The sequence below is a fragment of the Candidatus Pelagibacter sp. PS_34 genome, assembly GCF_059417845.1.
The window spans coordinates 673832-686076 of record NZ_CM182068.1 but is presented as its reverse complement, the minus strand read 5'-3'; the positions used below and the strand labels follow the sequence as shown (position 1 = coordinate 686076).

Below are 12245 nucleotides of genomic sequence, written 5' to 3'. Positions count from 1 at the left end.
ATATGAAAGATGAATTATTATTTTGCCCTCTAGGAGGGTCCGGAGAAATTGGTATGAATATGAACCTATTTGCCTACGGTAAACCTGGTGAGCATAAATGGATCATGGTTGATATTGGGGTTACATTTGCTGATGATACTTTACCCGGTATTGATCTTATTTACCCAGATCCTGGATTTATTGTTGATAAAAAAGATGACCTTTTAGGAATTATTTTAACTCATGCACATGAAGATCATATTGGTGCGATCGCACATCTTTGGCCTCAACTTAAATGTAAAATTTTTGCAACTCCATTTACAGCGGTTTTAATAAAAGAAAAATTTAAAGAAAAAAATATAGATGCAACCAAGTTTCTCAAAATAGTTCAATTAAATGGAACAGTAAATTTAGATCCATTTAAAATAGAATATATAACTCTAACTCACTCAATCCTTGAGCCCAATGGTCTTAGAATTGAAACTCCAGCAGGTGTAATATTGCATACTGGTGATTGGAAGATTGATCCTGAGCCACTTATTGGTGAAAAGATCAATTCAGATAGACTTAAAGAAATTGGTAATGAGGGTGTGCTTGCTATGATTTGTGATTCAACAAATGTATTTAGCATGGGTAAAGCTGGTTCAGAGTTAGATGTTAGAAAAAGCTTATTAAATATCATGGGTAGCCTTAAAAAGAGAATTGTAATGGCTTCTTTTGCTTCAAATGTTGCACGTATGGAAACAGCTTTTTATTGTGCAGAAAAAACTGGTAGACAAATATCTTTAGTAGGAAGGTCCATGCATAGAATATTTAAAGCAGCAAGACAATGTGGTTATTTAAAAAATGTTATAGAACCTGTCGATGCGCGTGATGCCAAAAAAATTGCTAGAGAAAAAATAGTTTATCTTTGTACAGGTAGCCAAGGGGAACCTATGGCAGCACTAATGAGAATTTCTAGTAATACTCACCCGGATGTATTCATTGAAAAAGATGATGCTGTTATTTTTTCTTCAAAAATTATTCCAGGTAATGAGAAAAAATTGTATAAATTACAAAATCAACTAGTTAAAGATGGCATTGAAGTTATTTCAGAAGAAAGCGAATTTGTTCATGTTTCTGGACATCCCAATAGAGATGATCTTAGAGAGATGTACGATTGGGTAAAACCTCAATGTGCAGTTCCTGTTCATGGTGAACACAGACATATGATTGAGCATATGAAGTTTGCTAAAGAAATGAAAGTTCCACATCCTGTTCAAGTTGAAAATGGAGATATTGTAAAATTAGCACCTGGCAAACCACATGTTTTTGATAAAGCACCAAGTGGTAGACTTTATTTGGATGGTAATATGAGTGTAGAAGAAGATGCTCAATCAATCAAAGATAGAAAAAACATTAGTGCAAATGGATATATGGAGGTTACTATTTTAATTACTGCAAAAGGTAATATCCACAAAAGACCGGTATTAACTTTTAGAGGACTGCCTGTTTATGATGTTGATGAGTTTATATACGAATTAGAAGAAGCAATCGAAAAAACAACTAGAACTTTTTCTATAAAAAGTAAAAAGCAAGAATTTAATTTAATTGATGCTTTAAAAATAACATGTAGAAAATGTGCTAAAGATTTCACTGGTAAAAGACCATTTATCAATATCAACCTAGTAAGAATTTAAATGAGTGCAACAGGTCTTGCTATAATTTATATAATAATTTGGTGGATAGTTTTTTTTACAATCCTTCCAATTGATGTAAATAGACAAAAATCTATCAAAATTGATGGTGAAGACGCAGGTTCTCCTGAAAATCCTAAGATGCTAAAAAAATTCATTTATTGTACTGGTATTACAACAGTTATTTTCGTGATAATTTATTTATTGATAAAATATGAATATTTAAATTTAAGATATATAATTAATTAAAAATGTACATTTCAAAGTCATTCATTCCAATATTAAAAAATAACCCATCAGAAGCAAAAATTAAATCACATCAGTTAATGCTAAGGGTTGGTATGATTAAACAATCCTCAGCAGGTATTTATTCATGGCTACCTTTAGGTTTTAAGGTGATGAAAAAAATTGAACAAATAATAAGAGAAGAACAAAATAAAATTGGTGCCCAAGAAATACTTATGCCAACTATACAGCCCAGTGATATTTGGAAAGAAAGTGGTCGTTATGACGATTATGGTGATGAAATGCTTCGTATTAAAGACCGTCAAGGTAGAGAAATGCTTTATGGACCAACCAATGAAGAGTTAGTTACAGATATATTTAGATCAAGTGTAAAATCTTATAAGTCACTTCCTCAATTATTATATCATATACAATGGAAATTTAGAGATGAAGTTAGACCAAGATTTGGAATAATGAGAGGTAGGGAGTTTTATATGAAGGATGCATATTCGTTTGACGTTAATGATGAAGACGCAACATTCTCGTATAATAAATTTTTTTTCTCATATTTAAAAACATTTAAAAAATTAGAACTTTCAGCAATACCAATGGCAGCTGATACAGGACCAATTGGTGGAAATTTATCTCATGAATTTATTATTTTAGCAGATACAGGAGAAAGTAAAATTTTTACAGATAAAAGAGTTTTTGATTTAGGTAGTGAAGGAACTGTATTGGATAGACTATCCTTACAAGACTTAAGAAAAAAATATGAACAATATTACGCTGTAGCCGATGAAAAATTTAATAAAAATGAATTTGAAGAAAAGGTGTCAGAAGAAAATAGGCTAATTACAAAAGGTATAGAGGTAGGTCACATTTTTTATTTTGGAGATAAGTATTCAAAAGCTTTAAATGCAGCTGTAGATCTTCCAGGTGGCAAAAAAGATTTTGTTAAAATGGGATCTTATGGAATTGGTGTATCAAGGCTAGTTGGAGCAATTATAGAAGCTAAATATGATCAAAAAGATGAAATAATGAAATGGCCATTTTCTGTAGCACCATACGAACTTGCAATAATACCTATGATTAACAAAAATGATACATCGGCATTAGATAAAGCAAATAAACTTTTTAAACATTTTGAAAGTAAAAATATTGATACAATTATTGATGATATGGATGAAAATCTTTCATCTAAAATTAAAAAATTTAATTTGATAGGTGTGCCTTATCAAATAATTTTAGGAAAAAATTCAGAAGATAATTTATTAGAGTTTAAAGAGATTGGAAAGGATCCTAAAAGTTTAACACTAGATCAAATAACTCAAATTTTAACTGAACAAAAATTAAAAAATTGATTTCTGCATTAGAAAAAGAAATTACACTTAGATATTTAAAAACCAGAAAAAAAGACGGTTTTTTAAATATAATATCTATTTTTTCATTTATTGGAATTAGCCTTGGTGTTGCAGTACTTATTATTGTGATGTCTGTTATGAATGGCTTTAGAAGTGAGTTAATTAATAAGATTGTAGGATTTAATGCTCATATCACTGTTAAGCCATATGAGACTTCTATCAATTTAGAAAAACTAGATAGTGAAAATCTAAAATTAATTTCAAAAGAATTAATACTTAGTAATTCTGGTGAAGCAATTGTTATTAGCAAAAACTACACAAAAGGTTTAATTTTAAGAGGTTATAGTAGAGAAAACTTTCTAAAACTTGATGTTGTAAAAAAAGGAAACTTAATTGGTAAATCAAACCAATTAACAAAGAATTCGATATCAATAGGTAAAGAATTAAGTTTTAATTTAGATCTTAGTGTAGGAGATAAAATATCAATAATGTCTCCAGTAGGTATAGAAACGATTATAGGAAGCCTACCTAGACAAGAAACTTTTATTATTAGATCTATCTTTGATAGTGGTTTAGCGGATTTCGATGCAAATATTGCTTTTATAAATTTAGAAACATTGGAAAACTTTTTTAGTTTTAAAAAAGAAAAACGTAATCTAGAAATTTATTTGAACAAACCATCAAATATTGAAGAAGCAAAAAGTAAAATTCAAGAAATATTCAAAAATGAATTTGTATACAGTTGGGCTGATATGAATAACTCATTGTTTTCTGCATTAAAGGTTGAAAGAAATGTAATGTTTATAATCTTATCTTTGATTATTATAGTAGCTGCTTTTAACATTATTTCGGGTCTTACAATTTTGGTTAAAAACAAGACAAGAGATATAGCTATACTTAAGTCCATTGGTGTCATGAACAAGTCTATTGTTAAGATATTTTTTCTTGTGGGTGTTATTATTGGAACTACAGCAACACTTTTTGGAATCTTTTTAGGTGTAATATTTTCTTTATACATTGAAAACCTGAGAGAATTCTTAAGTAACACATTTAATATTAGCTTGTTTCCTGAAGAGATTTATTTTTTGAGCACAATGCCTTCTGAAATAAACCCAACTTCAATTTTTATAATTTCTCTTTGTTCAATTTTTATAACTATTATCGTTTCAATTTTTCCAGCAATAAAAGCTTCAAAATTAGACCCTGTTAAAGGACTTAAGTATGAATAATTTGATATCATTAAAGAACATATCTAAATCTTTTTCTAACAATAAAAAAATAAATGTTTTAAAAAAAATTAATTATTCTTTTACAAAAGGTAAGATTTATTCTCTAGTTGGTCCATCTGGATCTGGAAAGTCTACATTATTAAATGTTTTGTCACTAATAGATAAACCTACTACTGGTTCATTGATAATTGATAAAACACCAGTAAACTTTAATGAAAATGCGAAAAATGATAAAATTAGATCAAGTAAAATTGGTATTATCTATCAACAAAATAATTTACTTCCAGATTTTACTGCATTAGAGAATGTTTATTTAGCTAGTTTAGCTTTAACTAATGATAAAAAAAATTCAATTGAAAGAGCAAAAGAAATTATAAAAACAATGGGTCTTTCATCACGTGAAGCTCATTTTCCATCTGAACTATCAGGAGGTGAAATGCAAAGAATTGCAATGGCTAGAGCACTAATCAATGAACCTGAAATTATATTAGCAGATGAGCCTACTGGCAGCTTAGATCATACTACTGCTAAAGAGGTTTTTAATGTTTTATATAAATTAAAAAATAAAAATAGATTAATAATTTATGCAACTCACAATAGATTTTTTGCTAATATGGCTGATTGCAAATTAGAAATGATTGATGGTAATATAAAGACTATCAATGCCAGAACTTAATAATCAAAACTTTAATCACTTAAAAATTCACACACAGTATTCAATTTGTGAAGGTGCTATCAAAATTGATAAATTAAAAGATTTTTGTAAAGAAAAAAAAATATCTTGTTTAGGTATTTCAGATACTTCTAATTTATGTGGTGCACTAGAGTTCGCTGAAAATATTTCTAAGGTTGGTACACAGCCAATTATTGGCACTCAAATTTATTTTAGATTTGAAGATACAACAGGGCTATTACCCCTAATAGCTCTTAACGAAAATGGATATAAGAGAATTATTGAACTTTCCTCAAGGTCTTACCTTGAAAATGATGCATTATCTGACCCTCATTTAGATATAAAAGAACTTTTAATAGACACCGAGGGTGTGTCCTTACTTTCTGGGACTATTCAAGGTTTATTCGGTAAACTATTTGAAAAAGGTCGTTTAGATGAAATATCAAAACTATATAGAAGTTTATCATCAAAATTTAATGATAATTTTTACCTAGAAATCCAAAGACATGGTGATCAAAACGAAATTGCTTTTGAAAAATTCAATTTAGAACAATCTTTAAAAATTAAGACACCAATTATTGCTACAAATGAAGTTTATTATTTAACACCTGACATGCACGAAGCTCACGATGCTTTAACGTGCATTGGTTCAAAAACTTATGTTAATGAAAAAAATAGAATTAAATATAGCAACCAGCATTATTTTAAATCTAATGAAGAAATGTCAAAGCTATTTTCAGATCTTCCTGAAGCTTTAGAAAATAACTTCAATTTACCATTTAAATGTAATTTTAGACCACAGTTTTCAAAACCCATACTTCCAAATATTAGTTCTGAAAAAGGAGGCAGTGCTGATGAAATACTTAAAAAAGATTCGCTAGATGGATTAAAAGAAAAATTCCAGAAAGTTTTTAAAATTGAAGAAAACAATTTAAAAACAGATGATAAATTTTTGAAATACAAAGACAGACTAGATCATGAGTTAAAAATTATAATCGAAATGAAATATCCAAGTTATTTTTTGATTGTATCTGATTATATTAAATGGGCTAAAAATAACGATATTCCAGTAGGACCTGGTAGAGGTTCTGGGGCTGGCTCACTGGTTGCTTGGTGTTTATCCATTACGGATGTTGATCCGATTAAATTTAATTTAATATTTGAAAGATTTTTAAACCCTGATCGAGTATCAATGCCTGACTTTGATATAGATTTTTGTGAGGAAAAAAGAGATCTTGTTTTTAAATATTTAACTACAAAGTATAAAGATAGTGTTGCTCATATAATTACATTTGGAAAATTAAAAGCAAGAATGGTTATTAGAGATGTTGGTAGAGTATTAGGTTTACCATATGGTTTTGTTGACAGTATTTCAAAAATGATCCCTTTTGATCCTTCTAGACCTCAAAGTCTAACTGAGTGTATTAATAGTGAACCACGACTTCAACAATTAGTTAATGAAGACCCACGTGTAAAAAAATTAACTGATCTTTCTTTAAAATTAGAAGGTTTAAATAGAAATGTAGCAACACATGCAGCAGGCGTTGTAATAGCTGATAGAAAATTAACAGAAGTTGTACCTTTATACAAAGATGCTGCAGCAGACTTGCTGTTGCCATCAACACAATTTGACATGTATTCAGCAGAAAATGCTGGCTTAATCAAGTTTGATTTTTTAGGATTAAAAACTTTAACCGTTATTAATAGAACACAAAAATTGATTAATAAAAAAGTTAAAGATTTTAAAATTGAAGATATTGATTTTGATGATCAAAAAGTTTTTGAACTTTTATCTTCTGGCAATACTGTTGGATTATTTCAAGTTGAAAGTGCTGGTATGCGCGAAGCTTTGTTGCAAATGAAACCCAACCATATTGAAGATATTATTGCTCTTGTTGCTCTTTACCGTCCAGGACCTATGAGCAACATACCAATTTACAATGACTGTAAACACGGAAGACAAACACCTGATTACTTGCATCCATTACTTGAAGATATTTTAAAACCTACTTATGGAGTTATTATTTATCAAGAACAAGTGATGCAAATAGCACAAAAACTCTCTGGTTTTACCGCTGGCGAGGCAGATATTTTAAGAAGAGCTATGGGTAAAAAAAAAAGAGCCGAATTAGAAAAGCAGAAACAGGGATTTATTACTGGTGCTTTGAAAAATGGAATTAGCAAAGACGTTGCAGCAAGTATATTTTTAAAAATTGAACCATTTGCTGAATATGGATTTAACAAAAGTCATGCTGCTGCTTATGCTATAATTTCCTATCAAACAGCTTTTTTAAAAACCTATTACCCTAAAGAATTTTTTGCGGCTTCCATGACAATGGATATTTCAAATCAAAACAAATTGGGTGAATTCCATGAAGAACTAAAAAGAATTAATATTAAAGTTATACGACCTGATATTAATAAGTGCTTTGCAGATTTTCAATTCGATGAGAATAATTTTTATTATGCACTTGGTGGAATTAAAAGTGTTGGCTATGAAGCAATATCAAATGTTGTTAAAGAAAGAAATGAAAATGGTGATTTTAAATCTATAAATGATTTTTTAAATAGAGTTAATCCTAAAGATATAAATAAGCTTCAATTGGAAGGTTTGGTTAAAGCAGGAGCTTTTGATAATATAGATAACAATCGACAAGCATTATTTAATTCTATTCCAAATTTTATTTTAAAAACAAAAAATATTTATGAAAACAAAGCAGCAAATCAAATTGATCTTTTTGGCACAGATGAAGATCAGGATAATGAAATAGTTCTAAATATTGAAGATTGGAAGTTTGAGGATCGTTTATCAAGAGAATTTGAAGCTATCGGTTTTTTTATATCTGACCATCCTTTAAATCAATTCAAAGAAATTTTTGATGACTATAAAATTGTTGATTACGCAAAATTTATTTTGGATGATACAATAAAAGAGGCAAATATCGCAGCTACACTTTTAAAAATTACTGAGAGAAAAACTGCAAAAGGTAATTCATATGGTGTTATTAAGTTCACTGATTTAACTAGTGTTTTTGAGCTTTTTATTTTTTCAGATATTTTAGAACTTAATAGAGAGGCTTTAGTTGAAGGTAGCTCTTTAATCATAACCTTGATCAAAACTATCTCTAACGATGAGAATAGATTTAAAAGAATAAATGTTCAAAAAATAGCATCTCTCAAGGATCTTTTTAATAAACCTGTTAATGAAATTGTATTTAATATTAAATCAATTCAAGACATCAATAAAATATCTGATTTAGTGGATGAAGAGGGGACAACTGAGGTAAAAATTAATATAACTGATAAAAACAATGAGATTAGCTTTAAATTAAAAAATAAGCGTCTAATTGACAGGAAAGCTATTAATATTATCAGAAATAAAGATATTTCGACAACTATTCATTAAAAAAGACTTGTTTGTTCTATAAATAATTTGTAAATAACTCTTAAATTAAATTAACACGCACACAGTTTGTGGTTTTATACCTCCGGTCCTTAAATGGAAATTACTGTGGTGGCTTAACCGGGAATAAATATGAAAATACCAAGTCTAACTATCCAACAACTATTAGAAGCAGGCGTTCATTTAGGTCATAAGACCTTAAGATGGAACCCGAAAATGAAAAAATACATTTTTGGAAAAAGAGATTCAATTCACATTATAGATTTAACTCAAACATTAGAATTAACTAATGTAGCTTTAGAAAAAGTTTATAATACGATAGCCAAGAATGGCAAAATCCTTTTTGTATCTACAAAAAAACAAGCATCAGAAGCTATTGCTGAAGTTGCAAAAGAAACTGGACAGTACTTTGTAAACTACAGGTGGTTAGGTGGAATGCTAACCAACTGGGGAACAATCTCAGGATCAATTAAAAAGATGAAAAAATATGAGGCAGATCTTGTAGCTGAAAATAGAGGCTTTACAAAAAAAGAACTATTAAAGATGAGTGTTAAAAAAGATAAATTAGAAAGAGCATTAGGTGGAATTGCAGAAATGAAAAAAGTTCCTGATCTAGTTTTTATTATTGACACTAATTATGAATCTTTAGCTATTGCTGAAGCTTCTAAATTAGGCATTCCAATCTGTGCTATACTAGACAGTAATTCTAATCCTGATGGTATTGATTACCCAATTCCTGGTAACGATGATGCTAGAAGAGCAATTGATTTGTATTGTAATTTAGTAAAAGAAACTATTGAAAATGCAAAAAAAGCTGCTCCATCTAAATCTGAGGAAAAACCAGATGTTGACGAGACAAAAACAAAAGAAACTTCATCAAAAACTATTCAGGAAATTGATAGAGAGAAGTTAGATGCTAAATTTTCAAAAAAAGATAAGGAAAAACTAAATTAACATGAGTGATATAGAAAAAGTAAAACAATTACGAGAAGCAACTGGTGCTGGATTTAAAGATTGTAATTTAGCAATCAAAGAATCTGAAGGTGATCTAGATAAAGCTGTTGAAATTTTAAGAGTAAAAGGAATTTCTAAAGCTTCAAAAAAAATGTCAAGAGATGCTAAAGAAGGTGTTATTGCAACTTCAGGTGATGAAAACAAAATATCTGTTATTGAAATTAACTGTGAAACAGACTTTGTTGCTAAAAATGATGACTTCGTATCTTTTGCGAAAGAATTAAGTGAATTAAATAATCAAAATTCATCTGACTTAGAGAAACTCAATAAGTCAAAAATGGCAAATGGAGAAACAGTTGAAGATAGCCTTGTTGCATTAATTGCAAAAATGGGAGAAAAGATAACACTTGGTAAAGCTAAAACATTTAGCCAACCAGGTTCTAAAAATTTTAATTATTTGCATACTGTAGTTAAAGATAATTTGTCTAAATTATCAGTCATAACTTCACTTGAGACCTCAAACGATAGTGAAGATGTTAAAGCATTTGGTAAACAACTTTCAATGCATATTGCAGCTTCAAATCCTTTGGCTTTAAGTTCAGATTTAATTGATAAAGACCTTCTTCAAAAAGAACAGGATCTTGTTACAGAGGAGTTAAAAAATTCAGGAAAACCAGAGGAGATTGCACAAAAAATTAGCTTAGGTAAAATGAATAAGTTTAAAGAGGAAAATGCATTATTAACACAAGCATGGGTTATGGAACCAAAAAAGAAAGTTCAAGACATTATAAAAGAACTAAACATACCAGATTTAAAGATTAACAATTTTCTTAGAATTAAAATAGGTGAATAAATGTTTAATGAAAAAACATACAGCCAGAAGATGGATAAAACCATTGAGGTTTTTCATAAAGAGTTAACATCATTAAGAACAGGTAGAGCAAATGCTTCAATGTTAGATCTTGTTAAGGTGGAAGTTTATGGTCAAGCGATGCCTTTAAATCAAGTTTCAAGTATAACAACCCCTGATGCTAGAACAATTAACATCCAAGTTTGGGATCTTAATAATGTTCCACTTGTTGATACTGCAATTAAAAAATCAGAATTAGGTTTAAATCCTCAAATCGATGGTCAATTAATTAGGTTGCCCGTACCAGATTTAAATGAAGAAAGAAGAACGGAGATTAAAAAATTAATAAAATCTATGGGTGAAAAGTGTAAAATCTCAATTAGAAATATTAGAAGAGAAGCGAATGATGATTTAAAAAGCTTAGTTAAAGAAAAAATAATTAGTGAAGATGATGAAAAAATTAATGAAAAATTAGTACAAACATTTACGGATGAGCATATTAAAATCATAGATACTAAAGTTGAAGCAAAAGAAAAAGAAATAATGACCATATGAACCCAGTTAAACATGTGGCCATCATCATGGATGGAAACGGAAGGTGGGGTATTAAACATAAAAATTCAAGAAACGCAGGTCATAGAGCAGGGTTATATGCAGTTGAATCTATTATTGATGAATGTTTAAAGATAAATATTAAATATTTAACACTCTATACCTTTTCAACTGAAAATTGGAAAAGACCAAAAAAAGAAATAAATTTTTTATTTAATTTATTGGAGAATTTTTTGACTAATAAAATTGATAACCTAATCAAAAAAAAAATTAAAGTAAAATTTATAGGCGAAATAAGTAGGTTACCCACTAGATTAAAAAAAATTATAAAAAATTCAGAATTAAAAACATCAAAAAATTCATCTTTACAGATAAATGTTGCTTTGAATTATGGTTCCAAAAGTGAATTAATTAACTCTATGAAAAACATCAGGAAAAAAAAAATTAAGATAAATGAAAAAAATATTGATAATAATTTATTTACAAAAAATATAATAGATCCTGATATTTTGATAAGAACTGGAAATACTCAGAGATTAAGTAATTTTATGCTATGGCAATTGGCATATACGGAAATTTTCTTTGAAAAAAAATTATGGCCTGACTTTAAAAGTAATGATTTTAAGAAAATATTAAATAAATTCAAATCCATAAAAAGAAATTTTGGCTCAATATGATGAATAAAGAATTAAAAAAAAGAATATTTACATCGATTATTTTACTTTCTTTATTGACAGCAATGTATTTTTATACATTTATAATGATTGGTTCAATAATGATTATAGCAATAATTACATGGATTGAATTTTATGCATTAATTTCTAAAATTATAAAAGGTAATAGATACCAAGACTATTTTTTTAGGTATATATCAAAGTCAGCTTCATTATTGTATTTATCTATTTTGGTTTATTTTATATTTATAATAGAATCTAGATATACTGATTTAAAAATTTATTTATTGTATTCAGTTTTAGTTGCAATTTTATCTGACATTGGTGGACTAGTATTTGGAAAAACTTTTAAAGGAAAAAAACTTACTAAAATAAGCCCTAATAAAACTATATCAGGATCCATTGGTTCAATTGTATTATCGATGATTTTAATACCAATATTTTATAATGAATTAATTATATACGATTTGCTTACTTTAATAATACTAACAATTGTAATTTCTTTAATTTCTCAAATAGGAGATCTATTCATCTCCTTTTTAAAAAGAAAAGCTAAAGTTAAAGACACTAGCGATCTTCTTCCTGGTCATGGTGGATTACTTGACAGAATGGATGGTATAATTTTTGCTGTGCCACTAGGTATACTTTTGTTAAATTTTTTAAACTAAT

Annotated in this window: 11 protein-coding genes; all 11 read left to right on the top strand. The window is 28.4% G+C overall.

All coding sequences use genetic code 11. The features are described 5' to 3' along the window. Positions 1 to 2: 2 nt before the first annotated feature. The 11 genes from AC5SL3_RS03685 to AC5SL3_RS03635 all read left to right on the top strand — a co-directional run bounded on the left by AC5SL3_RS03685 (position 3) and on the right by AC5SL3_RS03635 (position 12244). Complete coding sequence (locus AC5SL3_RS03685; RefSeq protein ID WP_494577508.1) at positions 3 to 1658, top strand: ribonuclease J; 1656 nt, start codon at positions 3 to 5, stop codon at positions 1656 to 1658. Beyond that, positions 1659 to 1904 (top strand): DUF1467 family protein, encoded by a 246-nt coding sequence (locus AC5SL3_RS03680; protein WP_011282023.1) that lies wholly within the window; start codon positions 1659 to 1661, stop codon positions 1902 to 1904. Positions 1905 to 1906: 2 nt separating this feature from the next. Further along, positions 1907 to 3241 carry a proline--tRNA ligase gene (gene proS / locus AC5SL3_RS03675; protein WP_494577506.1) on the top strand — a complete coding sequence of 445 codons (1335 nt, stop codon included), beginning with the start codon at positions 1907 to 1909 and terminating at the stop codon, positions 3239 to 3241. Beyond that, the gene (locus AC5SL3_RS03670) at positions 3238 to 4470 is read left to right on the top strand and encodes an FtsX-like permease family protein (RefSeq protein ID WP_494577504.1); all 1233 of its coding nucleotides are present in this window, start codon (positions 3238 to 3240) and stop codon (positions 4468 to 4470) included. Before proS ends, AC5SL3_RS03670 begins: the two co-directional genes overlap by 4 nt. After that, positions 4463 to 5146 (top strand): ABC transporter ATP-binding protein, encoded by a 684-nt coding sequence (locus AC5SL3_RS03665; RefSeq protein WP_494577502.1) that lies wholly within the window; start codon positions 4463 to 4465, stop codon positions 5144 to 5146. The genes AC5SL3_RS03670 and AC5SL3_RS03665 overlap by 8 nt, the downstream gene beginning before the upstream one ends. Then, positions 5133 to 8549 (top strand): DNA polymerase III subunit alpha, encoded by a 3417-nt coding sequence (gene dnaE / locus AC5SL3_RS03660; RefSeq protein ID WP_494577500.1) that lies wholly within the window; start codon positions 5133 to 5135, stop codon positions 8547 to 8549. Before AC5SL3_RS03665 ends, dnaE begins: the two co-directional genes overlap by 14 nt. A 129-nt stretch (positions 8550 to 8678) precedes the next feature. Continuing rightward, positions 8679 to 9500: a 30S ribosomal protein S2 gene (gene rpsB, locus AC5SL3_RS03655; RefSeq protein WP_494577499.1), complete on the top strand. Its 822-nt coding sequence runs from the start codon at positions 8679 to 8681 to the stop codon at positions 9498 to 9500. 1 nt (position 9501) lies between these two features. Beyond that, positions 9502 to 10353, top strand: a complete 852-nt coding sequence (gene tsf / locus AC5SL3_RS03650) for a translation elongation factor Ts (RefSeq protein WP_494577498.1) — start codon at positions 9502 to 9504, stop codon at positions 10351 to 10353. Further along, positions 10354 to 10905 carry a ribosome recycling factor gene (frr, locus tag AC5SL3_RS03645; protein WP_494577497.1) on the top strand — a complete coding sequence of 184 codons (552 nt, stop codon included), beginning with the start codon at positions 10354 to 10356 and terminating at the stop codon, positions 10903 to 10905. After that, the gene (gene uppS / locus AC5SL3_RS03640; protein ID WP_494577495.1) at positions 10902 to 11579 is read left to right on the top strand and encodes a polyprenyl diphosphate synthase; all 678 of its coding nucleotides are present in this window, start codon (positions 10902 to 10904) and stop codon (positions 11577 to 11579) included. The genes frr and uppS overlap by 4 nt, the downstream gene beginning before the upstream one ends. Next, the gene (locus AC5SL3_RS03635) at positions 11579 to 12244 is read left to right on the top strand and encodes a phosphatidate cytidylyltransferase (protein ID WP_494577494.1); all 666 of its coding nucleotides are present in this window, start codon (positions 11579 to 11581) and stop codon (positions 12242 to 12244) included. Before uppS ends, AC5SL3_RS03635 begins: the two co-directional genes overlap by 1 nt. Position 12245: the final 1 nt, after the last annotated feature.

Bases quoted from the DNA above. Each gene is read 5' to 3' on its own strand.
- AC5SL3_RS03685 (WP_494577508.1), top strand. From the start codon at position 3: ATGAAAGATGAATTATTATTTTGCCCTCTAGGAGGGTCCGGAGAAATT.
- AC5SL3_RS03680 (WP_011282023.1), top strand. From the start codon at position 1,659: ATGAGTGCAACAGGTCTTGCTATAATTTATATAATAATTTGGTGGATA.
- proS (WP_494577506.1), top strand. From the start codon at position 1,907: ATGTACATTTCAAAGTCATTCATTCCAATATTAAAAAATAACCCATCA.
- AC5SL3_RS03665 (WP_494577502.1), top strand. From the start codon at position 4,463: ATGAATAATTTGATATCATTAAAGAACATATCTAAATCTTTTTCTAAC.
- dnaE (WP_494577500.1), top strand. From the start codon at position 5,133: ATGCCAGAACTTAATAATCAAAACTTTAATCACTTAAAAATTCACACA.
- rpsB (WP_494577499.1), top strand. From the start codon at position 8,679: ATGAAAATACCAAGTCTAACTATCCAACAACTATTAGAAGCAGGCGTT.
- tsf (WP_494577498.1), top strand. From the start codon at position 9,502: ATGAGTGATATAGAAAAAGTAAAACAATTACGAGAAGCAACTGGTGCT.
- frr (WP_494577497.1), top strand. From the start codon at position 10,354: ATGTTTAATGAAAAAACATACAGCCAGAAGATGGATAAAACCATTGAG.
- uppS (WP_494577495.1), top strand. From the start codon at position 10,902: ATGAACCCAGTTAAACATGTGGCCATCATCATGGATGGAAACGGAAGG.
- AC5SL3_RS03635 (WP_494577494.1), top strand. From the start codon at position 11,579: ATGAATAAAGAATTAAAAAAAAGAATATTTACATCGATTATTTTACTT.